Annotated in this window: 20 protein-coding genes; 5 read left to right on the plus strand and 15 right to left on the minus strand. The window is 70.6% G+C overall.

Going from position 1 to position 25,511, the window contains the following annotated elements:
- Window positions 1–36: 36 nt before the first annotated feature.
- Both ACTOQ3_RS20100 and ACTOQ3_RS20105 read right to left on the minus strand, forming a co-directional pair.
- The gene (locus tag ACTOQ3_RS20100; RefSeq protein ID WP_440084893.1) at window positions 37–1,260 is read right to left on the minus strand and encodes an aminotransferase class III-fold pyridoxal phosphate-dependent enzyme; all 1,224 of its coding nucleotides are present in this window, start codon (window positions 1,258–1,260) and stop codon (window positions 37–39) included.
- A gap of 97 nt (window positions 1,261–1,357) precedes the next feature.
- The gene (locus ACTOQ3_RS20105; RefSeq protein WP_440084894.1) at window positions 1,358–2,290 is read right to left on the minus strand and encodes a carbohydrate kinase family protein; all 933 of its coding nucleotides are present in this window, start codon (window positions 2,288–2,290) and stop codon (window positions 1,358–1,360) included.
- A gap of 81 nt (window positions 2,291–2,371) precedes the next feature.
- Here ACTOQ3_RS20105 and ACTOQ3_RS20110 point away from each other — a divergent pair, with 81 nt between their 5' ends.
- Window positions 2,372–2,971, plus strand: coding sequence for a TetR/AcrR family transcriptional regulator (locus tag ACTOQ3_RS20110; protein ID WP_440084895.1), 600 nt, complete (start codon window positions 2,372–2,374; stop codon window positions 2,969–2,971).
- 16 nt (window positions 2,972–2,987) lie between these two features.
- Here ACTOQ3_RS20110 and ACTOQ3_RS20115 read toward each other — a convergent pair whose 3' ends face one another.
- Entirely contained in the window at window positions 2,988–3,776 is a 789-nt protein-coding gene (locus tag ACTOQ3_RS20115) for a serine/threonine-protein kinase (RefSeq protein ID WP_440084896.1), read from the minus strand.
- A 120-nt stretch (window positions 3,777–3,896) separates the two neighbouring features.
- On the opposite strand from ACTOQ3_RS20115, the gene ACTOQ3_RS20120 reads away from it, so the two are divergent.
- Entirely contained in the window at window positions 3,897–5,951 is a 2,055-nt protein-coding gene (locus ACTOQ3_RS20120; RefSeq protein ID WP_440084897.1) for a cation:proton antiporter, read from the plus strand.
- A gap of 69 nt (window positions 5,952–6,020) precedes the next feature.
- Here ACTOQ3_RS20120 and ACTOQ3_RS20125 read toward each other — a convergent pair whose 3' ends face one another.
- From ACTOQ3_RS20125 to ACTOQ3_RS20140, 4 genes are all read right to left on the minus strand, one after another.
- On the minus strand, window positions 6,021–7,502 hold the full coding sequence (locus ACTOQ3_RS20125) for an FHA domain-containing protein (protein ID WP_440084898.1): 1,482 nt from the start codon (window positions 7,500–7,502) through the stop codon (window positions 6,021–6,023).
- Entirely contained in the window at window positions 7,499–7,933 is a 435-nt protein-coding gene (locus tag ACTOQ3_RS20130; protein ID WP_440084899.1) for a hypothetical protein, read from the minus strand. The genes ACTOQ3_RS20125 and ACTOQ3_RS20130 overlap by 4 nt, the downstream gene beginning before the upstream one ends.
- A gap of 12 nt (window positions 7,934–7,945) precedes the next feature.
- Entirely contained in the window at window positions 7,946–9,481 is a 1,536-nt protein-coding gene (locus ACTOQ3_RS20135; protein WP_440084900.1) for a hypothetical protein, read from the minus strand.
- A 156-nt stretch (window positions 9,482–9,637) separates the two neighbouring features.
- Window positions 9,638–10,729 carry a site-2 protease family protein gene (locus ACTOQ3_RS20140; protein ID WP_440085038.1) on the minus strand — a complete coding sequence of 364 codons (1,092 nt, stop codon included), beginning with the start codon at window positions 10,727–10,729 and terminating at the stop codon, window positions 9,638–9,640.
- Window positions 10,730–10,897: 168 nt separating this feature from the next.
- On the opposite strand from ACTOQ3_RS20140, the gene ACTOQ3_RS20145 reads away from it, so the two are divergent.
- The 3 genes from ACTOQ3_RS20145 (at window position 10,898) to ACTOQ3_RS20155 (ending at window position 13,978) form a co-directional block, all read left to right on the plus strand.
- Complete coding sequence (locus ACTOQ3_RS20145; RefSeq protein ID WP_440084901.1) at window positions 10,898–11,776, plus strand: RecB family exonuclease; 879 nt, start codon at window positions 10,898–10,900, stop codon at window positions 11,774–11,776.
- 235 nt (window positions 11,777–12,011) lie between these two features.
- Window positions 12,012–13,295: a sensor histidine kinase gene (locus tag ACTOQ3_RS20150; protein WP_440084902.1), complete on the plus strand. Its 1,284-nt coding sequence runs from the start codon at window positions 12,012–12,014 to the stop codon at window positions 13,293–13,295.
- Window positions 13,295–13,978: a response regulator gene (locus ACTOQ3_RS20155; RefSeq protein ID WP_440084903.1), complete on the plus strand. Its 684-nt coding sequence runs from the start codon at window positions 13,295–13,297 to the stop codon at window positions 13,976–13,978. The genes ACTOQ3_RS20150 and ACTOQ3_RS20155 overlap by 1 nt, the downstream gene beginning before the upstream one ends.
- A gap of 67 nt (window positions 13,979–14,045) precedes the next feature.
- On the opposite strand, the gene ACTOQ3_RS20160 is transcribed toward ACTOQ3_RS20155, so the two are convergent.
- From ACTOQ3_RS20160 to metH, 8 genes are all read right to left on the minus strand, one after another.
- Window positions 14,046–15,062, minus strand: a complete 1,017-nt coding sequence (locus tag ACTOQ3_RS20160; protein WP_440084904.1) for an ABC transporter ATP-binding protein — start codon at window positions 15,060–15,062, stop codon at window positions 14,046–14,048.
- 56 nt (window positions 15,063–15,118) lie between these two features.
- On the minus strand, window positions 15,119–16,156 hold the full coding sequence (locus ACTOQ3_RS20165) for an ABC transporter ATP-binding protein (RefSeq protein ID WP_440066131.1): 1,038 nt from the start codon (window positions 16,154–16,156) through the stop codon (window positions 15,119–15,121).
- Window positions 16,153–17,166 carry an ABC transporter permease gene (locus ACTOQ3_RS20170; protein ID WP_440084905.1) on the minus strand — a complete coding sequence of 338 codons (1,014 nt, stop codon included), beginning with the start codon at window positions 17,164–17,166 and terminating at the stop codon, window positions 16,153–16,155. The genes ACTOQ3_RS20165 and ACTOQ3_RS20170 overlap by 4 nt, the downstream gene beginning before the upstream one ends.
- A 91-nt stretch (window positions 17,167–17,257) precedes the next feature.
- Complete coding sequence (locus ACTOQ3_RS20175) at window positions 17,258–19,021, minus strand: ABC transporter substrate-binding protein (RefSeq protein WP_440084906.1); 1,764 nt, start codon at window positions 19,019–19,021, stop codon at window positions 17,258–17,260.
- Window positions 19,022–19,065: 44 nt separating this feature from the next.
- Window positions 19,066–20,067, minus strand: coding sequence for an ABC transporter permease (locus ACTOQ3_RS20180; protein ID WP_440084907.1), 1,002 nt, complete (start codon window positions 20,065–20,067; stop codon window positions 19,066–19,068).
- Window positions 20,068–20,333: 266 nt separating this feature from the next.
- Entirely contained in the window at window positions 20,334–20,909 is a 576-nt protein-coding gene (locus ACTOQ3_RS20185) for a cellulose synthase (protein WP_440084908.1), read from the minus strand.
- A 120-nt stretch (window positions 20,910–21,029) separates the two neighbouring features.
- Window positions 21,030–21,701: an HAD family hydrolase gene (locus ACTOQ3_RS20190; RefSeq protein WP_440084909.1), complete on the minus strand. Its 672-nt coding sequence runs from the start codon at window positions 21,699–21,701 to the stop codon at window positions 21,030–21,032.
- A 32-nt stretch (window positions 21,702–21,733) separates the two neighbouring features.
- Window positions 21,734–25,198, minus strand: coding sequence for a methionine synthase (gene metH, locus ACTOQ3_RS20195; protein ID WP_440084910.1), 3,465 nt, complete (start codon window positions 25,196–25,198; stop codon window positions 21,734–21,736).
- Between the last annotated feature and the right edge of the window lie 313 nt (window positions 25,199–25,511).

A 25,511-nucleotide genomic window follows, 5' to 3' on the forward strand; every position in this document is an offset into this window, starting at 1 on the left:
GTCCCGGCCCGGCGTCCCACGACGCCGGGCCGGGACTCAGTCGGCGCCGAAGCGGGCCCTGAGCTTGGCGTAGGCGGCGTCGGTGCCCTGCAGTGCCCGGTCGATGTCGGCGTCGGTGTGGGCGGCCGACAGGAACCAGTTGTGCCAGGGGTGGAGGTAGACCCCCTCCTCCAGGCAGGCCGCGGCCCAGAACATGCCCTTGTCCAGCGTCGCGTCGCCCTCGAAGGAGAGCCACGGGATCTGGACCGGCCCCGTCTGGTTGACCGTGAAACCGTGGGAGGCGGCCTGGGCGGCGAGCCCCTCCCGCAGGCGGGTGCCCGCGCGCTCCATCAGCGCGATGCCGTCGACGGCGCGCAGCGTCTCGATCGTGGCCTTGGCCGCGGCCATCGGGGCGGCGTTGAACCAGAAGGAGCCGGTGGAGTAGAGCGTCTGGGCCGGCCCGCGCAGGGAGTCCACCCCGGTGACGGCGGCGATCGGGTGGCCGTTGGCCATCGCCTTGCTGAAGGCGTACAGGTCGGGGCGCACGCCCAGCGGCTCCCAGGAGCCGCCCAGGTCGATCCGCCAGCCCCCGCGCACGTCGTCGATCACCAGCGCGGCGCCGATCCGGTCGGCCAGGGCCCGCACCCCCCGGGCGAACTCCGCGGCGACGAGCTCCTGGTCCTCGAACGAGTCGTGCTTGAACGGCGTCACGATGATCGCGGCGACGTCGCCCTCCACCTGAGCCGCGGCGGCTTCGACGCCGGCGAGGTCGTTGTAGGTGAACTCGACCAGGTCCGCGCGCTCGTTGGGGGTGGTCCCCGCCGTGCTGGGCGTGCACCACGGGTCGGCCCCGTGGTAGGCGCCGTGCGCCATGAGGACCTTGGTCCTGCCGGTGGCGGCGCGGGCGACCATCAGCGCCTGGGTGGTGGCGTCGGTGCCGTTCTTGGAGAACATCACCCAGTCGGCCTGCGGGACGGTCTCCACCAGCAGCTCGGCGAGCTCCACGTAGACGGGACCGGGGCCGTTGAGACAGTCGCCCGCGGCGAGCTGGGCCGCGACGGCGCTCTCGACGGCGGGATGGCGGTGGCCGAGCACCACGGGCCCCCAGGAACACATGAGATCGACGTACTCGCGCCCGTCGGCGTCACGCTGGCGGCACCCCTCGCCCCCGACGAAGAACTGCGGGTAGGCGGGACCGTGCAGGGCCGCGTTGAGATGGCCGTACATGCCGCCGGGGACGACCTTGGCGGCCCGCTCCCTGAGTTTGGCGTCGATGGACATGCGTCGTCCTTTCACGTCTGGGTTCACGTCTGGATGCGTTCGGGCGGTTCGACACCGCCCCCGCCGCCCTTTTCCGGCCCGGAGGTCGCGGGCGGGGTCACTTCTCGTCTCGGAGCTCCCGCGCCCCGTCCAGGCCCGCGTCCGAGCCGAGGCCCCCGGCGACGCGGGCGGCCAGCGCGGTACCGAGCCGGGCGGCGCCGGCCACGTCGCGGCCGTCGACCAGACCGGCGATGAACCCCGCGCAGTAGGCGTCGCCGCACCCGGTGGTGTCGACCACCGGCACGTCGAGGGCGGGCACGCGGGTGAGGCCCTGCGCGTCGGCGATCAGGCTCCCGTCCGCGCCGAGCGTGACCAGGACGGCCGAGGGGCCCTCCGGCAGCAGGGACAGCAGGGACAGCGCGGCCTCCTCCACGTCGGCCCCCTCGCCCGCGCCGCTCATCAGCAGCGCCTGCTCCTCGTTGGGCAGGAGGTAGTCGACGTGCGGCAGGAAGCTGCGCACCCCCTGCATGAGATCGGGCATGTTGGACAGCAGGTCCATGGTCACGATCGTGCCCGCCGCCCGGGCCTCGTCCAGCAGCGCGTAGAACGCGGGGTCGTACAGGCCCCAGGTGACGTCCATGCCGCCCAGGTGCACGACCCGCGCGCCGAGGACGGCCTCGCGGCCGACGTCGGCGGTGGACAGGCCCAGGTTGGCGCCGGGGACGTGGAAGGACGGTCGGCCGCCGTCGGGACGGATCGGCAGGATCGAGGCCGCGGTCTGCTCCCCCGGCCTGCGGACGATCCCGGTCACGTCCACCCCGCGCCGCTTCATCATCATGACGAGCAGGTCTCCGAGCTCGTCGTCGCCGATCGCCCCCACCGAGGCCACCGGGACGCCGAGCGCGGCCAGGTCGACGGCGGTCGCGGCGGCGGCGCCCGCGGCGGTGACGCGGATCTGCTCCAGCAGGTGGGTGTCCTGCCCGGCGGGGATCGACTCCACCGGTCTGGCGAGCACGTCCACGATGTGCACGCCGAGGGAGACGACGGTCATAGTGAGTCCTCCTCGTGTCTTCAGCGGATAATAGACGGGCGCCCGACTAAAATGTCAACGAATCCATTCGAAAGGGGCAAGGTGCCGAAGATCGTCAATCACCGCGAGCGCCGCGAGGAGGTCGTCGAGGCCGCACGGCGCATCATCCTGCGCGAGGGGATCGAGGCCGCCACGACCAGGGCCATCGCCAGGGAGGCCGGCTACTCCAACGGTGTGCTGACCCACTACTTCGCCGACAAGGACGACATCATGCTGTCGGCGCTGCGGTCCTCGCACCGGCGCATCGTGGAACGCCTGCGCGGCAAGCTGGCCGGTCTCACCGGGCTGGCCGCGCTGCGCGAGCTCCTCCTCGACAACCTTCCGCTGGACGACGAGCGCGCCGGGGAGAGCGGGCTGGAGATCGGCTTCTGGAGCCGCAGCATGACCAGCCCGGCGATGCTGGAGGCGCAGCGCGCCGAGGCAGAGGAGCTGCGCTATCTGGTACGCAGCCTGCTCGGCGCGGCGGCCGGCGGCGGGGAGATCGCCACCTCCGACGACCTCGACGACGTCACCGAGCGGCTGCTCGCCCTCGTCGACGGGCTGAGCGCGCACCACCTGCTCTATCCGGACAGGCTCGGCGCCGCGCGCCTGGAACGGATGCTCGACGCCGAGCTGGACCGCCTGCGCCCCACCGGCGGGTAGGGCCTGGGCAGGGCCCTCAGGACAGCAGCGCGTGGAGCCGGTCGGCCACCCCCCTGGCGGTGGGCCGCTTGGCCGCGTCACCGAGGCAGGCCTGCACCAGGTCCGACAGCTCGGGCTCCAGGCCCGGGTCGATCGACGGCGGCGTGCTGTTCAGCCTGCGCAGGGTCAGCAGCGGGTCGTGGGTGGGCAGCTCCCCGTAGAGCCCGTTGCCGCTCACCGCCCAGTGCAGCGTCGCGCCCAGCGACCACACGTCTCCCGCGGGGCTGGGGGTCTCCCCCTGCAGCAGCAGGGGATCGGTGAACTCCGCCGACCCGATGTCGCCCATCCCGGTCACCGTCGCGCCCGGCGTCAGCACCTGCGACAGGCCCAGGTCCGAGAGCTTGCCGCCGTCGTCGGTGAGCAGCACGTTGCCGGGACGGATGTCGCGGTGGACGATCCCCTCCTCGTGCAGCGCCTGCGCCGCGTGGGAGACGCAGGCGATCGAGCGCAACACCCGCTCGCGCGAGGGGCGCTCCGCGGGACGGGCCAGCGAGCCGCCCGGCAGGTACTCCATCGAGTAGTAGAACACCCCGCCCTGCTGCCCGGCGTCGTAGAGCCGCACCAGATAGGGCGAGCGCACCGCGGCGAACGCCTTCAACTCCCTCGTGGCGCGCCGGAACGCGTCGTTCCCGGTGCCGCCCACCACCTTCACCGCGACCAGGTCCGCCTCGACGGGCAACCGTTCCGGCCGCTTCGCCACGTAGAACTCGCCGTGGTTGCCCGCCCCCAGTGACCGGACGAACTCGTAGTCGGCGATGCCTTCCACCAACGGTCTCCCTCCATGCCCGCGCGATGTTCGCGGCGACATTCCCCACACGGTAACGTCGCCCTCGACATTCTCGGGGCTTTTCTTTGCTTACGGAAAGCGTGCCGTCACGTGCTCCATATGGACCTGCTCCTGCTCGACCTCGTCATCGTCCTCGCGGCGGCCCGGCTGTTCGGAGCGCTGGCCAGGCGACTCGGCCAGCCGCCGGTCATCGGCGAGATCGTGGCGGGCATCCTGCTCGGCCCCACCCTGCTGGGGCCCCTGATCGGCGACGAGCTGTTCGGCCCCGAGATGCGGCCCCCGCTGCAGGCTCTGGCCAACGTCGGCCTCGTGCTGTTCATGTTCGTCGTCGGCCTGGAGCTGGACCAGAAGCTGGTCAGGGGCAAGGGCCGGATCGCGGTGACCGTGGCGCTCGGCTCGACGGTGGTGCCGTTCGTCCTGGGGTGCGTGCTCGCGCTGGCCATCGCGGGTGAGCACGTGGGCGGCGACAGGACCCTGCCGTTCGTGCTGTTCATGGGCGCGGCGATGGCCGCCACCGCGTTCCCGGTGCTGGCCAGGATCCTCACCGACCGGGGAATGCAGCGCATCACCCTCGGCGGCCTCGCCCTGGCCTCGGCCGCCGTCATCGACGTGCTCGCCTGGACCGTCCTGGCGGTGGTGGTGGGCATCGCAGGGGCGGGAGAGGCCGAGGGACAGTGGAAGGTCCTGCTCGCCCTGCCGTACGCGCTGGTGATGTTCCTGGTGGTCAAGCCGCTGCTGGCCCGCCTGGTGCCCGCGTACGAGAGGGCGGGGCGGCTCACGCCCGGACTGCTCTCGCTGGTGCTCATCGGCCTGATCGGGTCGGCCTGGGCCACCGAGTGGATGCACGTCCACTTCATCTTCGGGGCGTTCGTGTTCGGCACGGTGATGCCCCGCGAGGGGGCCGAGCGGCTCAACCACGAGATCCTGGAGCGGCTGGAGCAGCTCGCCGTGCTGCTGCTGTTGCCGATGTTCTTCGTGGTGGCGGGCCTCAACGTCAACCTGCGCGAGCTCGACCTGTCCAGCCTCGGCACCCTCGCCGCGATCCTCGCCGTCGCGATCGGCGGCAAGGTGCTCGGCTCCTACGCCGCCGCCCGGACGCAGCGGCTGCCCGCCCGGCAGTCCTGGACGCTGGCCGCCCTGCTCAACACGCGGGGGCTCACCGAGATCGTCATCCTCACCGTCGGCCTGCAGAAGGGCGTGCTCGACGACGAGCTGTACTCGCTGATGGTGGTCATGGCCCTGGTCACGACCGCGATGACCGGCCCGCTGGTGCGCCGGCTCTACCCCGACCGGCGGGTGGCCCGCGACGTCGCCGACGCCGAGCGCGCCGCCCTCGGGGTGACCGCCGCCCACCGGGTGCTGGTGATCGTGCCGGAACCTCCCGCCGAGCAGGCACCGCTGGTCGGCCTGGCCACCAGCCTGGCTCTGGCGAAAACCCCGTCCGAGGTGGTCCTTGGCCACCTGCGCCCCTACCCCGCGGGCCGTCTGGAGGTCGGCAGCGGCCTCTCCTCGGAACTGGCCGAGCTGGCCGAGACCCTTCAGGAGCTGGAGACGCTGGCCGCCACGGCCCGCGAGCGCGGCTCGGACAGCAGGGTGGTGAGCCGGTTCAGCGCGGACGTGGCGGGCGAGCTGCCGGGGCTGGCCTCCGGCGCCCGTCCCGACCTGCTGGTGCTGCCCGCCGGTGCCCCCGGCCACGCCGGTGTGCGCGACGGCGCCACCTGCCGCGTGGTGACCGTGGCCGGTACCGGCTCACCGTCCGAGCCGTTCCCGTCGTCCCCGTCGTCCCCGTCCCCGCTCGGGCAGGCCGGGCCCGGCTCCGTGCCGGGGCCGGTGGCGGTGCACCACGGCCCGGGAGGCGACGCGGCCGCCCACGTGGCGCTCACCCTCGCGGCGCTGCGGGGATGTCCCCTGGTCCTCGTCGGGGGCAACCGGGCCTCGGCACTGGCCCAGCGGCTGGTCAGGCTCGGGGTGGAGGCCACCTCGGGCCCGGTGCCGGAAGGCGCGCTGGTCGTGGCCGCCGACACCGCGAACGCCCCGGGAGGCGCCCACCTGCTGGTCCGCGCCGAGCAGGACGCCGACCCGGTCGACTGGGCCGAGGCCGTCTCCGCCCTGCGCGCGTCGGTCGTACCGGTCGCACCGGTCGTGCGGCCCTGACCGCCCGCCCGTCCCGCCCGGAAGGCGCGAGACGTTCCCAGCCGTAGGCGTTCCCAGCGGCAGGCGTCCTCAGCGGTTGCGGTGCGACTCGTAGCGCATGGTGCGCGAGACGCCGATCCGCACGGTGGTGCCGGGCAGGATCGCGACCGGCTCGTTCGGCGGGATGTCGTAGAAGTTGGGGTCGCCGGGCGGCTGGATCTGGGTGCCGTTGACCGACCCCAGGTCGACCAGGTTGACGTCCCAGCCGTCCAGCGCCACCCGCAGGTGACGGCGGGAGACCGAGCCGTCGGGACTGGTGACCTTGGCCGGGCGCACCGAGCCGTCGGCCACCTCGGGAGCCCGCTCGGGGTCGCGGCCCACCAGGTAGTCGGTGTCGAGCCGCAGCGTCAGGCCGTCGTCCAGGAGCAGCACCCCCAGCGGCGGGCGCGGCCCCTTGTAGGGGACGAGGGTGCGCTGGACCAGCGCGATGCCGCAGACCGCGCAGTAGGGCACGCGAGGGTCGTTGAAGTGGTCGTTCTTGCAGTCGACCCCGTAGACCAGCGGCCGCGACTCGGGCTCGGCCGCGGGACCGGAGGGCTCGTTCCCCTGCTGCGGCCCCCCGGGCGTCAGCAGCTCGTACTCGAACGGCTGATCGCGCACGTCGATGGGGTCCCCGCCCATCCCGCTCGCCATGGCGGTGTCGATGTCCTCGTGGTGGACGACCGCGGGGGCGGGCCCGGTGGAGGGACCGCCGGAATGGCCACCCGGCTGGCCGGGAGAGGAGAGCGGGCCCTGTGCGGGCATCGGCTCGGAGTGCCACCCCTGCGGCTGCGGCTCGCGCCGCGGCTCCACGGGCGGGGCGACCGGGGGGTAGGGCTCGGCCGGGCCCATCGGGTAGGGCGCGGGCGGGGCGGCCTCCGGGGGCGCCGACCACTCGGGGGGCGCCGACCGCTCGGGCGGCGCGGGCATCGGGGTGGGCGCGGGGGCCGCGGGCTCCATCCGGGGCGCGGCGTGCTGGACGTTCTGCTGGGCGTGCTGCCCCTGGGGCGCGGCGGACTCCGTCCGCGGCACGGCCCGGGGCACGGCCCGCGGGGCGGCACCCGCCTCGGTCGGGTCACACCGGACCCCGCCCGCGACGATCACCCCGGCGTCCAGCCGGGACAGCGGGTGCGCGTCCCCGGCGTCGGGCAGGCGCAGCTCCACCCGGGTCACCGGGCCGGGGACCAACCGGTCGGACCAGGTGAGCGCGTCACGGCCGGCGAGCTGGATCTCACCGTTCGCGCCGGTCACCGACGCGAACGCCGGGCCGCTGACCAGGACGGCCACTCCCCCGCTGACGGGACCGGCGACGGCGCACGCCACCGGCTCACCCATCATGACGGCGAGGATCTGGGCGACCCGGCGGGCCAGTGCCCGGCCGTCGCCGCCGGAGGCCGCGGTCTCCCGCAGCGCCCCCAGCAGATCCTCGACGACGGCCTCGGCCGCGTCGCACACCAGCAGCAGGCCGCCCTCGTGGGCCACCAGCCCGTTGCCCGGAAGCGGACGCACCACCCCGAAGCCCTGGTCGGTCACAGAACTCTCCCTCCCCGGAAACGCCACCGGATGAACGGCACCCTCATGGGGCCGTTCGTCACCAACCAGATGCATACCCAGACGACGGTGAAGTGCGTCCAGAAGGCGGCAGGCGGGACCGGATCGATGAAATCAACTGCACCGGACCGTAGCAAAAAGTACAGCACAAGACCTTCGGGCACGAGTGTCAGCAGGCCGAAGAGGGTCGGCCAGTCCTTCTCCCATCTGAACTGCATCAGGAAGTGGTATATCAGCTCCCAGACGACCCCCAGCACGGCCACCGCCGCGATGACGAGGAGGCCGTTGACGTAGCGGCCGGAGAGCGGCCCGGAACCGGGAAGCAGCGGAACGATCAGCAGGGTGATGACCACACCGACGGTGGCGAGCATGAACAGGCGCGTCTGAATACGGCCCAGCAGGGTCGGAACCACGGGAATCGCTCCTTATACCGACGAGTTGCGGGCCCATTTGAACCACTGCGAGGTCGACCGCAGCGGTCCCATCTTCTTGACGAATCCCCGCCTCGCCAGGTCGTCGGCTATCTCCTGGGCCGCGATCTGCAGGCCGAGGAAGGTGTCGACGCCGGGGAAGTAGCCGCCGAGCGTGGCCGACCCCGAGGCGTAGAGGGCGCCGTCGCCGCTGGCCGTCCCCTTCACCTCGAAGTGGCGCTCCACGTCCAGCCTGCCCACCGGGTTGCGGCCCGCCCCGCCGTACTGGAGCAGGTCCGCGAAGATCCGGTGCTCGGCGATGTCGGCCTCGAGGCCCGTGCAGTCGATGATGTAGTCGGACACCGGCTCCCTGACGATGCCGTCGCCGCTGCGCACGTAGCTGACGAGCCGCCCGTCGCGGCTCTGCTCCACACGGTCGACGGTGCCCTGCACGGCGTGGTAGTAGCCGCCGCTGCGGCCCGCCCGCATCTGCTCCTGCCAGCGCCGCCTGAAGGGGGTGTTGGTGCCGCCCATCTCCTTGTACTTCTTCGCCCGCTCGGGGCCCTCCAGCTTGCGCATCTGCGCCTTGAGCTGGCCGCCCCACACCGACTTTGGATAGTTGAAGCCCTGGTAGGCCCAGCCGTCCCCGCCCTTGCGGCGCGACCAGACGTGCGGGCCGTGCGAGCCGCTGACGAACGTGCGGAAGATGTGGATGATCTGGGTCTGCAGGTTGTACTTCTCCCGGTCGTCGAACAGCCGCTGGAGCACCCGGGAGGCGACGATGCCGCCGCCGCGGATGACCACGGTGCCCGGCCGGGTCTTCAGGAACTCGTACACCTGCTCGTGCGGCTCGTAGGCGTTGACGACGTGCTGGTAGTCACCGTGCTTGGTGCGGAACTCCTGCAGGTCGGGCAGGAACTTCAGGCCCGGGTAGCCGATCGCGACGTGCACGAAGCGCGAGCGGAAGATGATGCGCTTGGTCGGCGCCGCGCCGTCGGGCGGGGTGACCACGGTGAAGTAGCCGCCGCCCGCCCTGCGGCGGATCATCCGCACCTGGCCCTTGACCAGCATGTCCCAGTAGCCGATGCGCCTGGCCTCGCGTTCGAGGTTCTCGAAGACGGTGCCGGCGCGCGGGGTCCAGTAGTCGTTCAGGAGCGGCTCGGTGAGGATCTGCCACAGGTACGACGGCCTCTTCTCCTTCCACGCCTCTTCCAGGGCGTAGGAGGGGAATCCCCACAGGTTGTCCGGGCGGGAGGAGGAGTCGGAGCGGATCCGCTCCCCCCGGGGGATCTGCGAGCACCTGGTGAGGAACTCGTAGGTCTGCCACGGATGGTCGATGTTGGACACCACCCGCATCTGCGAGGTGGGAACGCCGTAGATCCTCAGGTAGTCGAGCGTCACGAAGGACCCCATGCCGCCGCCGACCGTGAGGAACGGGATGTCGTACATGGGGATGCCCGCGGCCGCGACCATCTGGTCGGTCCATTCGGGGGCGCCGAGGAGATCCGGCGTCAGATCGCCGGCCGGAGCCGGTGTTCGGGGGGGTGCCAATTGACGTCCCTTAAGCTACTTGGCCGGCCCGTTCGCCGACCAAAACCCTGATCCTGGTATGTGCCGAAAACGAGGGGACGAACACGTGATCCTCTCCTGCCGTCCCCGTCATCGGCGAGTATCCAGTGAGACGCCTGTGAACCACATGTGGTTCGCTTAAACCCCGCTGAATACGCGGTTCACGTCCGAGGTCGCGAGCACGCCGAAGATCTCGCCGCCGCGCTCCACCAGGAGATACTCCCCCGCCGGGGACTCGCGCATCGCGTCGATCAGCGGCTCCCCCTCCAGGTCGGCGGCGAGCACCAGCGACGGCTCCAGGCTGCGCGCCAGCGAACCCGCCGTCACCCAGGGGCGGCGGCTCTCCGGGGTGGCCTCCACCGCGACCTCGTTGACGATGCCCGTGGGATGGCCCTCGTGGTCGACCACCACCATCGCCCCCGCCCGCGCCTCCGCGGCCCGGCGCAGGGCCTCGGCCAGCGGCACGTCGCCGGTCACCGCGATGGCCCGCCTGGCCAGGGCGCGGGCGTTGACCTCGGGGATGCGGGCCCGCACGCGGGCGCCGCGCAGCGCCTGGGTGGCGCCGAACCAGATGAAGGCGGCCAGCAGCATCGACCAGATGAGCATGGTCGTCTCCGGCTCCTGCCCGGCCACCAGCGTCAGCCCGACGGGCAGCACGACCAGGGCGACGGCCAGCACCCGGCCCGCCCAGGCCGCCGCGATCGTGCCGGAGACCGGCTTGCGAGTGATCTTCCAGACGCCCGCCCGCAGCATGCGCCCGCCGTCGAGCGGCAGTCCCGGCAGCAGGTTGAAGACCCCGACCATCAGGTTGGCGAGCCAGAGCTGGAAGACCAGGACACCGACGATCGTGCCGGGGTCGATGACGTAGGAGGCGGCGAAGCCGAGCGCGGCCAGCCCGAGCGAGAGCAGCGGCCCGGCGAAGGCGACCATGAACTCCCTGCCGGGGGTCTCCGGCTCGCGTTCGATCTCCGAGACGCCGCCGAGCAGGTAGAGCGTGATGCGCCGTACCGGCAGGCCGTACATCCTGGCCACCACGCAGTGCGCCAGCTCGTGCAAAAGCACCGAGACGTACAGCAGCACCGCGAAGACGAACGCGACGACGTACGTGAGCGGGGTGCTCAGGTCGGGCAGCCGGTAGGCCACCACGCTCTGGAACGAGTAGGTGATGAAGGCCGCCACGATGAACCAGGTCGGCGAGACGTAGATCGGAATGCCGAACGGGCGGCCCATCCGCAGCCCTGGATTGTCCTGGCGTGGGCTGTCGCTGCTCACCGCTGGCTCACCATTCCTCGTCCCCTCCACCCTCAGGCCTCGATGGTACGCGCCATCGGGCCCCCGGCAGACGCCACGAGGCCGCCTCGGGCACAAACTGTCGTCACCGTGACCTACAGTGCGGTCATGTCGCTGACCGAGCCCACGATCGTCGGAGCCCTCTCGCCGTCGCGCGCGGGTGACTTCATGACGTGCCCGCTGCTCTACCGCTTCCGGGTGATCGACCGGCTTCCCGAGCCGCCGTCGCCCGCCGCGGTGCGCGGCACCATGGTCCACTCGGTGCTGGAGCGCCTGTACGACCTGCCCGCCCAGGAGCGCACGGTCTCCGCGGCCCAGGACCTGCTGGAGCCGCAGTGGCGCAGGCTCCAGGAGGAGGATCCGTCGTACGCCGGCATGTTCACCGGCGACGACGACCGCGCCGAGTGGCTGGCCCAGGCCCGTGCCATGCTGGAGCGTTACTTCACCCTCGAGGACCCCACCTGCCTGGAGCCCGCCGAGCGGGAGCTCTACGTCGAGGCGGTGCTCGGCAGCGGCCTGATGCTGCGGGGCTACATCGACCGGCTGGACGTGGCGCCCACCGGCGAGGTCCGCGTCGTCGACTACAAGACCGGCAGCGCCCCGGGGCCCGCCTTCGAGGCCAAGGCGCTGTTCCAGATGAAGTTCTACGCGCTGGTCCTGTGGCGGTTGCGCGGCTCGGTGCCCCGCATGCTCCAGCTGATGTATCTCGGCGGCGGCGGCGAGGTCCTGCGCTACGTCCCCGACGAGGCCGACCTGCTGGCCACCGAGCGCAAGGTCCAGGCCCTGTGGCAGGCCATCGAGCGGGCCCTGGAGACGGGCGAGTGGCGCTCCAGGCCCAGCAGGCTGTGCGGCTGGTGCAGCTACCAGGACCTGTGCCCGGAGTTCGGCGGCACTCCCCCGCCCGTTCCCGAGCGGCAGCCCGGCGACACCGTCCGCAGCAACCGGCGCCCCGCCAGGACCTCGAGGGCGGCCACCGACGAGCTGTGACGTGCTCCTCGGCCCGGACTCCCCGCGCGGCCTCACGGCGCTCTCTCCGGCCCGATCCCCGGCGCGGCCTCACGGCGTTCCACGAGCCGGTCCCCGGCGCGGCCGTCAGGTGCTCCACGAACCCGTCCGCGGCGCGGCCGTCAGGTGTTCCGCGGGGGGGAATCCTTCGCGGGGATGAGGGCGATATCCGCCTCTGGCAGGGTGGCGCCGGAGGAAGGGCGCCTAAATTGATTGTGTGCGCAACACCATCGGCAGCCTTCGGACGTGGTTCCGCGGGCACCCGCTGATTCCCGACGCGATCTTCGGTGGAGCGCTGGCCGCCGCCTCGGTTCCCTTCGCCCACGCGGCCCACGTCCTCGGCGACCCCGACCGCCTCAGGACGCCCGACGCGATGGGCCTCGGCCTGATCGTGGCGGGCTGCCTGTCGGTGGCGCTGCGCCGTCACCGGCCGTTCCTGGTGCTCTTCCTGGTCTGCGTGGCCGAGGTCACGCTGGCCTCCACGGGACGTAGCCCCTCCCTGCTCTGGCTCGTCACCCTGGTGCTGGTCTACACGATCGCCGCCGGGCGCGGTCTGGCGCTCAGCCTGTGCGCCCCGGCGCTGGCCCTCACCGGTCACCTCCTGTCGTCGGCGGCGGGCGGCGGGTTCGCCGGGCTCGGCGGGTGGAGCGGTCACCTGCTGATGGCCGTGTTCACCGCCTCCCTGTGGATCGCCGGCCGGAGCGTGCGGTTGCGCCGCGCCTACCAGGCGGAGCTGCGCGACCGGGCACGGCGCATGGAACGCGCCCGGGAGGCCGACACCCGGGCGGCCAGGGCCGAGGAGCGTTCCCGCATCGCCCGTGAGCTGCACGACGTGGTCGCCCACCACGTGAGCGTGATGACCGTGCAGGCCGCGGCGGCGCGACGGGTGCTGGCCAGCAACCCCGCCGGGGCGAGAGAGGCCCTGTCGGCGATCGAGAAGCTCGGCCGGACCGCGATGTCGGAGATGCGCAGCATGGTGGGCGTGCTCAGGACCGACGGGACACCCGCCGAGCGCAACCCGCAGCCGGGGGTGCGCGAGATCCCGGCCCTGGTCGACCAGATGCGCGAGGCGGGGTTGCGGACGCAGCTGTGGATCGACGGCGAGCGGGACACCCCAGGCGCGACAGGAACGTCAGGGACGGACGGGACGGACGGGACGGACGGAACGGAGGGAACGCGGGAAACGAGAAGAAAACTGCCTCCCGGTGTCGACCTGGCCGCGTACAGACTGGTCCAGGAGGCCCTGACCAACAGCCTGCGGCACGCGGGGCCGCAGGCGCGGGCCTGGGTGACGGTACGGCACGAGCCGGGCGAGCTGGCCGTCCAGGTCGAGGACGACGGCCTCGGCCCGGCGGCGCGCGACGCGGACGAGGAGGTGACCGGGCACGGATTGGCGGGCATCCGGGAACGTGTCGCCCTCTATGGTGGACTTCTGAGGATCGGCCCGCGCGACGGGGGCGGGTTCGAGGTCAATGCCCGGTTCCCCCTCAAGGACACGTGATGACGATCAGAGTGCTGCTGGTGGACGACCAGCCGCTGCTGCGCACGGGCTTCCGCCTGATCCTGGAGGCCGAGCCCGATCTCACGGTGGTCGGCGAGGCGGGGGACGGCAAGGCCGCGCAGGACCAGTCGCGGGCGCTGCTGCCCGACGTGGTGCTGATGGACATCCGGATGCCGGGTGTGGACGGCATCGAGGCGACCCGCAGGATCGTGCGGGAGGCCACCGTGGGCGCGCACGTGCCGCGGGTGCTGGTGCTGACGACCTTCGACCTCGACGAGTACATCGTGGAGGCGCTGCGCGCCGGGGCGAGCGGGTTCCTGCTGAAGGACGTGCCGCCCGAGGAACTGGTGCAGGCCATCCGGGTGGTGGCGGCGGGCGACGCCATCGTCGCGCCGAGCGTCACCAGGCGGCTGCTGGACAAGTTCGGCGCGCACCTGCCCTCGGCGCACCAGCAGTCGACCCCCGCGCGCCTGGATCGGCTGACCGAGCGCGAGCTGGAGGTGCTCCGGCTGATCGCCAAGGGCATGTCCAACGCGGAGATCGCCGCCCAGCTGGTGGTGAGCGAGACGACGGTCAAGACCCACGTCGGCAACGTGCTCACCAAGCTGGGCCTGCGCGACCGCGTCCAGGCCGTCGTCCTCGCGTACGAGACCGGCCTGATCACGCCGGGCGCGCTGCCCTGACCCCCGGTGACCCCCGAACGCACCCCGCCCGCACGGGGACTCCGTGCGGGCGGGGTGCGGCGAGTGGTCAGCCGGAGACGAGCTGCGGGGGCGCCTGCTCGGTGGGGGCGTTCTCCGGGAAGTGACAGGCGACCTGATGCCCCGGGGCCAGCGTCGCCAGCGGCGGCTCCACCGTCTTGCAGATCTCCTGGGCCTTCCAGCACCGGGTGTGGAACCGGCAGGCGGGCGGCGGGTTGAGCGGGCTGGGCACGTCGCCCTGGAGGCGGATGCGCTCGCGGTCCTTGCGCCGGGCCGGGTCGGGAACGGGCACCGCGGACATCAGCGCGGTGGTGTACGGGTGCATGGGCGACTCGTACAGGTCCTTGCGGTCGGCCAACTCGACGATCTTGCCGAGATACATGACCGCGACCCGGTCGCTGATGTGCCGGACCACCGACAGGTCGTGCGCGATGACCACATAGGTCAGGTCGAGCTCGTCCTGGAGGTCCTCCAGGAGGTTGACCACCTGGGCCTGGATCGACACGTCCAGCGCGGAGACCGGCTCGTCGGCGATGATGAGCTTGGGCTTGAGGGCGAGCGTGCGGGCGATGCCGATGCGCTGGCGCTGGCCGCCGGAGAACTCGTGCGGGTAGCGGTTGTAGTGCTCGGGGTTGAGCCCGACCAGCTCCAGGATCTCCTGGACCGCCTTCTTGGTGCCCTGCTCGGTCTGGATCCCCTGGATGCGGTACGGGGCGCCGACGATGGCGCCGACCGTGTGGCGGGGGTTGAGCGAGGAGTAGGGATCCTGGAAGATGATCTGCACGTCGCGCCGGAGGGGCCGGATCTTGGACTGCGACATGTGAGTGATGTCGTGTCCCTCGAAGATGATCTTCCCGCCGGTCGGCTCGATGAGCCTGGTGATCATGCGACCGGTCGTGGTCTTGCCACAGCCGGACTCGCCCACCAGGCCGAGGGTCTCACCCTTGCGGACGTCGAAGCTGATCCCGTCGACCGCTTTGACCGCACCGACCTGGCGTTTGAACAGACCCTTGGTTACCGGGAAGTGCTTCTCCAGCCCTTGCACTGACAGAATTGGCTCGGTCACAGACTTTCCGTTCGTCGAACGCGCGGCCGGGGCAACGGGCTTGTCGGCTCGCTCGCTCACGAGGACCCCAGGTTCGCTTTGATCTCGTTCTCCCAGATGTCCCGCCTGACCTCACGGGGCAGGTGACACCGGACCAGATGACCGCCGTCGCTCTCGAGCAGCTCGGGCACCTCGGTGTTCGCCCTTCCGCCGGTACGGTCGGCGTAGTCGCAGCGCGGGTTGAAGGCGCACCCGGCGGGCACGTTGATCAGGGAGGGAGGACTGCCCTTGATCGGCAGCAGCCGTTCGGTCCGCTCCCGGTCCAGGCGTGGCATCGATCCCAGCAAACCCCAGGTGTAGGGATGCTCCGGCCGGTCGAAGATGCTTTCCGCCGTGCCGTACTCGATGCCCTTCCCGCCGTACATCACCAGGATGTCGTCCGCCAGCTCCGCGACGACACCCAGGTCGTGGGTGATGACGATCAGCGCGGCGTTGAAGTCACGCTGCAGGTCGCGCATCAGGTCCAGGATCTGCGCCTGTACCGTGACGTCGAGGGCCGTGGTCGGCTCGTCCGCGATCAGCAGCTCCGGGTCGCAGGAGAGCGCCATGGCGATCATCGCGCGCTGGCGCATACCGCCGGAGAACTCGTGCGGGTAGCTGTCGACGCGCCTGTCCGGCTGTGGGATGCCCACCCGGCCCAGCATGTCGATGGCGTGCTTGCGCGCGACCTTCTTGCTGACCTGGTTGTGGATCCGGTACGCCTCCACGATCTGCGCGCCCACCGTGTAGAAGGGGTGCATCGCCGAGAGCGGATCCTGGAAGATCATCGCCATCTTCTTGCCGCGCAACGTCCGGACGTGGTCGGCCGAGGCGGCGACGAGTTCCTCGCCGTCCAGCCAGATCTCACCGGAGATCCTCGCCCGGCCACCCTTGTGCAGTCCGAGGATGCCCAGCGAGGTGACGCTCTTGCCGGATCCGGACTCTCCCACGATACCGAGCGTCTTGCCGCGCTCCAGCTGGAAGGAGAGCCCGTCGACGGACTTGACCAGGCCGTCGTCCGTCGGGAAGTGGATCCGCAGATCCCTCAGTTCGAGAAAGCTCGACGGAGCGCTCATCCCAGCCTCACCCTCGGGTCGACCACCGCGTACAGCAGGTCGACGATCAGACTGGCCAGCACGACGAAGAGCGCCGCGACCATGGTGACACCCATGATCTTCGGAAGGTCGTTCGTCACGATGGCCTGGACGGCATAGTCGCCGATGCCCTTCAGCGAGAACGTGCTCTCGGTGAGCACCGCGCCGCCGAGCAGCAGTCCGAGGTCCAGACCGAAGATCGTCAGGATGGGGGTCAGCGCGGCGCGCAGCCCGTGCTTGACGACCACTCTGGACTCGTGCATGCCCTTGGCCCTGGCCGTGCGAATGTAGTCCTCACCCATGGTCTCCAGCATTCCCGCCCTGGTCAGGCGCGCGTAGGACGCGGCATAGAGGAATGCGAGGGTGATCCATGGCAGGAGGAGGTTGTAGGCCCATTGCGCTGGATTCTCCAGGAACGGCGTGAAACTGCCGCCCGGCGCGGTGATACCCAGCCCGTAGCTGAAGACGACGAGGGAGACGATGCCGGTGAAGAAGATCGGCAGAGAGACCCCGGCGAGCGCGATGCTCATCGCCGCCCGATCGAAGATCGTGCCTTTTCGCAGCGCGGACAGCACGCCCGTCGCGACGCCGCCGAGCAACCAGATGACCGACGCGCCCAGGGCGAGCGAGAGGGTCACCGGGATGCGTTCCACCAGGTCGGGCCAGACCGGCTGCCTCCTGATGAAGGAGTAGCCGAAACAGGGGGCGGGGCACTCCTCGATGGAGGCGCCGGTGTCGTACGTCGAGCCGACGAAGACACCCGAGATCCAGCGGCCGTACTGCACGGGAACCGGGTCGTTGAACCCGAGTTTCTCCGCCGTGACCGCGATCATCTCCGTGTTGGCGGCTCTGCCCATGTAACGGCTGGCGAAGTCCTCGGCTGTGGCCCCCGCGACACGGGGAATCACAAAGAAGATCGAGAACGTGACCATGCTCACGATGACGAGCATGAGCGCCGCGCCGATCAAACGGCGGATGATGTAAGTGACCACAGTCCCCCCGGCTCCAGGGGCCGACCGCGCGGGCCGGCCCCTTCAAGCCTCGACTAACCGAACTCGACTAACTGAACAGGATTTCCGACGGTTACTGGACACCGATGTTCAGGTAGTCGTACATGTCGAACGCACCGGTGACGAAGATGTTCGTCGCGCCGATGGGACGGACCATGACGCCCTTGGACCAGACCGCGGGAAGCACGTAGGCCTGCTCCATGACCCGCTGGTCGATCTCGCCCCAGAGCGCGTCACGCTTGGCGACGTCGGCCTCGGTGAAGACCTGGTCGATCTTCGCGTCGATTTCCTTGTCCTTGACGCTGAGGTTGTAGTTACCGCCCGACTCACGGATGGTGCGGCTGTCGACGATCTGCGACATGAAGCCGAAGCCGTCGTTCCAGTCGGCGCCCCAGCCGTTGGTGGCCAGGCCGATGCCGTTCTTCTTCACGAAGTCCGGCTTGCCGGCGTAGAGCGAGAAGTAGTCACCGGTGGGGTAACCCTTGAGGGTCAGCTTGATGCCGACCTTGGCCAGCGCCTGCTGGAGCGACTCGGCGGTCGCCTTCTCCTTGGGACGGTCGGCGCGGTAGGCCATGATGGTCTCGAAACCCTCGGGCTTGCCACACGCGGCCAGCGCGGCCTTGGCCTTCTCCACGTCGCCGGTGCCGGTCGGGTAGAGGTCGAGCTTCTTCCAGCCCCCGATCGACGGCGGCATCAGGCCGGTCGCGATCTCACCGCCGGCGAACTCGCCGCCGTAGGCGTTCTGCAGGCCCACCCGGTCGGCGCCGTAGATGATCGCCTTGCGGCACTCCACGTTGTCCAGCGGGGCCACGTCGGGGATGATCGAGGTGTACCAGGTGCGGGCGCCGGTGGGGTTGTCGGCCCGGGCCTTCAGCGCCGGGTCGCCCAGCACGCGGCCGAGCGCGGCGGGCTGGACGCCCGAGCCGGCGAGGTCGATGTGCAGGTCGCCGGAGATGATCCGGTTGTCCAGGTCGTCGGCGTTGACGCCGAGGGAGATCTCGTAGCTGTCGGGCAGCGCCTTGCGGATCGGGTCGGTCGCCGGGTCCCAGTTCTCGTTGCGGACCAGGGTGTACTGCTTGCCGGGCTCGACCTTGTCGAACTTGTAGGGGCCGGAGGCGATCACGTGCTCGCGGTACTTGACGCCGGTGTCCTTGGCCTGGGGGACCGGGATCGTGCCGGGCAGCGCCGCGAAGTTGTCGAAGCCCGCGTAGGCCTTCTTCAGGTGGAAGACGATCGTCTGGTCGTCCGGCGTCTCGATCGCGGAGTCGGTGTTGACGTCCGGGGTCTTGTAGACGGTCTTGAAGTCCTTCGGCAGGTCCAGCCAGTCGTTGAAGTACGTCGGGCCGTTGACGAAGGTCTCCTTGTCCATGGACCGCAGGACCGCGTACTTGACGTCCTTGGACGTGATCGGCGTGCCGTCCTCGAACTTCACGCCGGCGCGAAGCTTGTAGGTCCAGGTCTTGCCGTCGTCGCTCGACTCGCCCAGGCTCTCGGCCAGGTCGGGGGAGAGCTTGCGGCCCTCGGCGCCGGGGGCCGGGGTGTAGGTCACCAGCGAACGGCCGTAGATACGGACCAGGTTCCAGGAGAGCGCGTAGTAGGTGTCACCGGGGTCCACCGAGTCCCAGTCCTCGGAGATGGCCATCTTCAGGACGCCACCCTTCTTGTCAGAAGGGTTGAACACCTTGTCGAGGCCCGCGTTGAACGCGTCCGCGGCCGCCGGCGCGGCCGACGAACCATCGGCCGGTTTCGTCTCACCGCCGCCACCGCCACAGGCCGAGAGCCCCAGGGAGAGAGCGGCACCCGCGGCCGCGAAGGCCAGCGCGGATCTCTTGTTCATTTACTTGCACCCCTTGTTAATCCGGGAGAACGGGAGGTTGAGGGTCAACGGGACGCCTTCGGGTCGAGGGCGTCGCGCAGCCCGTCACCGAAGAGGTTGAAAGCCAGCACCGTAATGAAGATCGCCATACCGGGGAAGAACATGAAATGCGGCACGTTGTAGTACTTCACCGCCTGCGAGAGCATTCCTCCCCAGGTCGCCGTGGGCGCCTGGATACCGACTCCCAGGAACGAGAGCGCGGCTTCGAACAGGACATTCGTGGGGATGAGCAGCGTCGCGTAGATGAGGATCGGCGCGATCAGGTTCGGCAGGATCTCCCGGAACAGGATGTACGGTCCGCGGGCGCCCAGGCTACGGGCGGCGTCGACGAACTCGCGTTCCCGTAGTGACAGCGTCTGGCCCCTGATGATCCTGCCGATGTAGGGCCAGTTGAAGAAGCCGATCACGAAGATCAGCAGACCGATGCGCAGCGTGTCGCCCTGCACCCCGAGGCTCTGCTCGAACTGGCCGAGGACACCGACCAGGGCCATGGCGAAGACGAGGAGGGGGAAGGCGAGGAAGACGTCCATCGTGCGGCTGATCAGGGTGTCGACCCAGCCACCGAAGTAACCGGCCATCACTCCCATGACGGTGCCGAGGACCACCGAGAGCACGGTGGCGAGGACCGCGATCAGCAGCGAGATCCGTGCTCCGTAGACCACCCTGCTGAAAAGGTCACGGCCGTTGAGCGGCTCCACCCCGAACAGGAAGTCCCCGCTGATGCCCGTGCCGCCCTGGGGCGCCATGGTGGAGGGATCGATCATCTCCTGGTGGAACTCGTTCGGCGGATGACCGAACACGTCCACGATCAGCGGAGCGAAGACCGCCGTGAGGATCAGCAGGACGACCACGCCGGCACCGATGAGCGCGACCTTGTCGCGCTTCAGATGCATCCACGCGATCTGCCCGAGCGATCGGCCTTGGATGGCTTTCACGCCCGCTCCCGCGAGCACTGCCTCCGGCGAGACCTCGGTGGTCTTACCGGGGGCGTCGAGCGGTGCGGTCATACAGTTGGCCCCCTGGATCCCAGACGACGTCGTCCGTCAACGCGTCCCCCGGGTCGGGGTAGCGCGCCGTAAGTCTACGGGCCGCTATTAGTGGTCCCGTGCGCAGAATCTATGGGCTGAACTGCGCTGACCAGTCCCCTGAGGCGCTATGTGGCTCAACTGTGATTCACGTGAAATTCATTCGTTTTGATCTTGAAGGTAATGTCCGGAAGCCGTTCCGCTTCTGTCTCGGATTCGTGACATGGAAACGAGGCGATGACGTAGCGTCACCCGATCCCCCGGCGCTTCAGGATGTCCTCGATATCGGAGAAGTCGTCGTCGGCCGCCGGCTTCGCCGCGGGCCTGGACCCGGCGGCCTTGGAAACGGGCGAGGGCGCGGGCGTGCGCTTGGGCAGCGGCTGCGTGACGGCCGTCGCGCCCGGTGCCGCCGGTGCCCCCGGTGTCACGGCCCCGCGCCGCCCCGAGGCGGCCGGGGCGCTCGCGACGGGCGCCGGGGAGGCCCCGGACCCCGAGGACCCCGAGGACGCGGCGGCCCTGAGGCGGCGTCCGCGCAGGAAGCCGGAGACCAGGAAGAGCAGCGCGGAGAGCCCTGCCACCCCCACCCCGGCCCACACCACGGGATTGAACGCCAGGCCGGTGACGAACCCGCCGATCGCCGTGCCGATCTGCCACAGGGTCGGCAGCGCGCCGGTCAGGTAGGCGGCCACGGGCAGCAGCGACCAGGCCGCGGCGCGCAACCCCGCCGCGGCCCCCCGGCGCCGCATCAGCAGGAAACTCAGCACCAGCCCCACGCCGGTGACCCCGGCGCAGAGCGGCAACCACGCGATCTGTTCGAACGACATAGCGGACCGCCCCTCGTATCGGCTTACCCGATCTCCATCCTGGCACGTGGAACCGGGACGGGCCCTCCTTCCTGAGGAGGGATCACCCCTTAGGGGATACGGGGCGGTTCGCGGGAAAGATCAGGGGCGATCCCCGACTTCGAACGGCTCGCCGGAGGACAGCGAACGCAGGATCGCCACGTCGACCTCCAGCAGCGAGTCGACGACGAGGCGGCCGGGCGCGGCGGGAATCGGCAGCACGCTCGGCACCGCCACCACCCGGCAGCCCGCGGCGGTGGCCGACGTCACCCCATTCGGGGAGTCCTCCAGGGCGACGCAGCGGGCCGGATCGACCCCCAGCAGCCGGGCGGCCGTCAGGTAGGGCTCGGGATGGGGCTTGGTCCTGGTGACGTGGTCACCGGTGACCACGTGGTCGAAGTTGTGGTCGCCGATGCTCCGCAGGCACGCCTCGGCGATCGGCCGGACCGACGAGGTGACCAGGGAGGTGGCCAGGCCGTGCCCGCGCACCTCCGCCAGCAGCTCGGCGGCGCCGGGCATCATCTCCACCCCGCCCGCGAGCCTGGCGGTCATGCCCTCCAGCATCCAGGTCTCCACCTCGGCGGGGGTGGCGCCCCCGCCGGAGATCCTGAGCATGTAGGCCACGGTGGCCGGCATGGAGCCGCCCACCAGATTCTCCTGGTGGGCCTCCCCCCACTCGCCGCCGAGCCGTTCCATCACCTCGGTCTCGACCTGAAACCAGATCTTCTCGCTGTCGACGAGAAGACCGTCCATGTCGAAGAGAACCGCTTCCATTCCCGGTGAACCCCCTGCCGATCACACGCCGGTCATACGTTGAAGTAGTTGGCCTCGGGGTGATGGACGATCAGTGCGGACGTCGACTGCTCGGGGTGGAGCTGGAACTCCTCCGACAGCTCGACGCCGATCCTGGCCGGATCGAGCAGCTCCATCAGTTGCACCTGGTCCTCCAGGTTGGGGCAGGCCGGGTACCCGAAGGAGTAGCGGCAGCCGGCGACGTTGACCTTGAGCATGTCCTCCAGGGACTCGTCGCCGCCGATGCCGAGCTCCGAGCGCACCCGCGCGTGCCAGTACTCGGCCAGGGCCTCGGTCAGCTGCACCGACAGGCCGTGCAGCTCCAGGTAGTCGCGGTAGGCGTCCTTGGCGAACAGCTCGGCCGCGGCCTCGGAGACCCGGTTGCCCATCGTCGCGACCTGGAGGGCGACGACGTCGACCTCGCCGGAGTCCTTGGAGCGGAAGAAGTCGGACAGGCACAGGTGCCGGTCGCGCCGCTGGCGCGGGAAGGTGAAGCGGGTGCGCTCGTTGCCCCCCTCGTCCAGGATGATCAGCGAGTCGCCGTCGCTGACGCACGGGAAGTAGCCGTAGACGACCGCCGCCTCCAGCAGCCCGTCGGTCTGCATCCGCTCCAGCCACATCCGCAGGCGCGGGCGGCCCTCGGTCTCGACCAGCTCCTCGTACGAGGGCCCGTCGCCGCCGCGCGCGGCCTTGAGGCCCCACTGGCCCATGAACGTCGCCCGCTCGTCCAGGAACGCGGCGTACTCGGCGAGCGGCACGCCCTTGATGACGCGCTCGCCGAGGAAGGGCGCCGTCGGCACCGGGTTGCCGGTGGCCACGTCGGAGCGGGCGGGCAGCTCCTCCACCGGGGTCCTGACCAGCGTGGCGCCGCCCTTGACCCGGCGCTCGCGCAGCGGCGGCAGGCTCGCGCCCTTCTCCCCGCGCTTGACCGCCATGAAGGCGTCCATCAGGCGCAGTCCCTCGAAGGCGTCGCGGGCGTAGCGGACCTGGCCCTGGAAGAGCTCCGCGAGGTCCTGCTCGACGTAGGCGCGGGTCAGCGCCGCCCCGCCGAGCAGCACGGGGAACTTCTCGGAGATGCCCCGGGAGTTCATCTCCTCCAGGTTCTCCTTCATGATGACCGTGGACTTCACCAGCAGCCCGGACATGCCGATGACGTCGGCCTTCTTCTCCTCGGCGGCCTCCAGGATGACCGACACCGGCTGCTTGATGCCGAGGTTGACGACCTCGTAGCCGTTGTTGGAGAGGATGATGTCGACCAGGTTCTTGCCGATGTCGTGCACGTCGCCCTTGACGGTGGCGAGCACGATGCGGCCCTTGATCTCGCCCTCGACCCGCTCCATGTGCGGCTCCAGGTAGGCGACCGAGGTCTTCATCACCTCGGCCGACTGGAGCACGAACGGCAGCTGCATCTGGCCGGAGCCGAACAGCTCGCCGACGGTCTTCATGCCGTCCAGCAGCACGTCGTTGACGATCTCCAGGGCGGGGCGCCGGGCGAGGCCCTCGTCGAGGTCGGCCTCCAGGCCCTTGCGCTCGCCGTCGACGATGCGGCGCTTGAGCCGCTCCCACAGCGGCAGCGCGGCGAGCTCCTCGGCCTTGCTCTCCTTGAGGGCGGCGGTGTCGACGCCCTCGAACAGCTCCATGAACCGCTGCAGCGGATCGTAGCCCTCCCTGCGCCGGTCGTAGATCATGTCCAGGGCGACCTCGCGCTGCTCCTCGGGGATGCGCGCCATCGGCAGGATCTTGGAGGCGTGCACGATCGCCGCGTCCAGGCCGGCGTTGACGCACTCGTTGAGGAAGACCGAGTTGAGCACGACGCGGGCGGCCGGGTTGAGGCCGAACGACACGTTCGACAGGCCCAGGACCGTCTGCACGCCGGGGTGGAGCCGCTTGATCTCCTTGATCGCCTCGATCGTCTCCAGCGCGTCGCGCCGGGTCTCCTCCTGGCCGGTGGCGATGGGGAAGGTGAGCATGTCGATGAGGATGTCCTCGATGTTCATGCCCCAGTTGCCCGTAAGGTCCTCGATGAGGCGGACCGCGATCTGAACCTTCAAGTCGGCGGTGCGGGCCTGGCCCTGCTCGTCGATGGTGAGGGCGACCACGGCGGCGCCGTACTCGCGGACCAGGGTCATGTTCCGGTGGAAGCGCGTCTCGGGGCCGTCGCCCTCCTCGTAGTTGACCGAGTTGACGACCGCGCGCCCGCCGAGCATCTGCAGCCCGGCCTCGAGGACGGCGGGCTCGGTGGAGTCGAGGACGACCGGCAGCGTGGAGGCGGTGGCGAAGCGGAACGCCAGCTCCCTCATGTCGGCCACGCCGTCGCGGCCCACGTAGTCGACGCAGAGGTCGAGCATGTGCGCGCCGTCGCGGGCCTGCCCCCGCGCGATCTCCACGCACTCCTCCCAGTCCTGGGCGAGCATCGCCTCGCGGAAGACCTTGGAGCCGACGGCGTTGGTGCGCTCGCCGATGGCCAGGTACGAGATGTCCTGGCGGAAGGGGACGCTCTGGTAGAGGGAGGAGGCGCCGGCCTCGGGGCGGGGGCGGCGCGGGGCCGTCTCCCGCCCACGGACCCGCTCGACGACCTGGCGCAGGTGCTCGGGGGTGGTGCCGCAGCAGCCGCCGACCAGGGAGAGCCCGTAGTCGCGGGTGAAGTTCTCGTGCGCCGAGGCCAGCTCCTCGGGGCTCAGCGGGTAGTAGGCGCCGTCGGAGGTCAGCACGGGCAGCCCGGCGTTGGGCATGCACGACAGGCGGACCCGGGCGTGGCGGGCCAGGTAGCGCAGGTGCTCGCTCATCTCGGCGGGGCCGGTCGCGCAGTTGAGGCCGATCACGTCGACGCCGAGCGGCTCGATCGCGGTCAGGGCCGCGCCGATCTCCGAGCCCAGCAGCATCGCGCCGTTGGTCTCGATGGTCACCTGGGCGATCACCGGCACGTCGCGGCCGGAGTCGGCGATGGCCCGGCGGGCGCCGATCACCGCCGCCTTGACCTGGAGCAGGTCCTGGGAGGTCTCGATGATCAGCGCGTCGGCGCCGCCGCCGATCAGGCCCGCGGCGTTGTCGTAGTAGGCGTCGCGCAGCTCGGCGTACGGCTTGTGCCCGAGGGTGGGGAGCTTGGTGCCGGGGCCGATGGAGCCGAGCACGAAGCGCGGGCGGTCGGGGGTGGACCAGGCGTCGGCGGCCTCGCGGGCGACGCGGGCACCGGCCTCGGAGTACTCGAAGACGCGCTCGGGGATGTCGTATTCGCCGAGAGCTGAAAGGTTGGCCCCGAAGGTGTTGGTCTCGACGCAGTCGACCCCGACCTCGAAATAGGCCTCGTGCACGGCGCGGACGATGTCCGGACGGGTGACGTTGAGCACTTCGTTGCAGCCCTCATGGTCCTGGAAGTCATCCATGGTGACGTCGTGGGCCTGAAGCATCGTCCCCATTGCCCCGTCGGCGACCATCACGCGCTCGGCCAGGACTTCGCGGAAAGACGGAGTGCTTGTCATGGGACAAGAGTACTGGGAGCCGTCCGGGCGCCCCCGTACTCGGCGGCGATCGGATCTTTCGCCCGCTCGGCCCGGCGATCACCCCTGTCGCCGCCCCCCGCCGCCGCGCCGGAACACGCCGGAACACCGCCGGTGGCCGGTCGCGCCGTCCTCACCGGTACCGGCGATCCCCCGATCCCCCGGTCCACCGGCGGGCGCGAGGGCGGCCTCCCGTGGCCGCCGGGCCGGGAGCCCACCGGCCCCGCGGGCGGTCGCGAGACGCGGTGCCGCCCGGCGTGTGGCGGCGCGGAGGTCGCGACGTCCTGATCGCTCG

The organism is Streptosporangium sp. LJ11 (genome assembly GCF_051918945.1).
Lineage (GTDB): Bacteria > Actinomycetota > Actinomycetes > Streptosporangiales > Streptosporangiaceae > Streptosporangium.